The organism is Amycolatopsis sp. SID8362 (assembly GCF_010550475.1).
GTDB classification, from domain to species: domain Bacteria; phylum Actinomycetota; class Actinomycetes; order Mycobacteriales; family Pseudonocardiaceae; genus Amycolatopsis; species Amycolatopsis eburnea.
In genome coordinates this window covers 1-693 of sequence record NZ_JAAGNB010001749.1, presented here as the reverse complement: position 1 = coordinate 693, position 693 = coordinate 1, and the positions used below count along the sequence as shown (strand labels likewise).

Annotated in this window: 1 protein-coding gene; it reads left to right on the top strand. The window is 75.9% G+C overall.

Annotated elements, in window-relative coordinates:
- On the top strand, positions 1-693 hold a 693-nt coding region (locus G3I65_RS53325), incomplete at both ends, for a transglutaminase family protein (protein WP_160703910.1).

Below are 693 nucleotides of genomic sequence, written 5' to 3'. Positions count from 1 at the left end.
CCGGGCTGCCCGGGCCGTGGCTGCCGAGCCAGCCGGTGCCGACCGGGGTGACCGGCGTCGACCCGCTCGTCGACCAGACGGCGGGCGCGCTGCTGCTCGACCCGCCCGCCGCGGACCCGCGGTACCGGCTCACCTGGTCGTCGCCGGACGTCGACGCCGCCCGGCTCGAGGGCGCGGAGGTCGACCCGAAAGCCGAAGGCGGACTTGGTGAACTCGGCCAGGTACCGCCGGACGTCGAGCAGCTGGCCAGGGACGCCGTGCGCGGCCTGCGCCCGACGTTCCAGTCGGCGTTGCAGCTCGAACGGTTCCTCAGCACCAACTACCAGGTCGCCGTCGGCACCGACCTGCCGACCGGGCACGGCTGGCCGCAGCTGCGGCGCTTCCTGCTCGACACGCGGCGCGGCACGAGCGAGCAGTTCGCCGCGTCCTACGTCGCCCTCGCCCGGCTGACCGGCATCCCGGCGCGGCTGGTGGTCGGCTTCAGCGGATCGTCCGAAGTGGACGGTGACTACCGGGTCGTGCGCAACCGCGACGTCCTGGCGTGGCCCGAGGTGGCCGTCGACGGCGTCGGCTGGGTCCCGCTCGACCCGACGGCGTCCGCGGCCAAGACCGGCCAGCAGACCGGCCTCGCGAAGGCGACCGCGCTGGCCCGCCAGCAGCTGCCGCCGGAGCAGCAGCTGCGGCCGCCGCAGC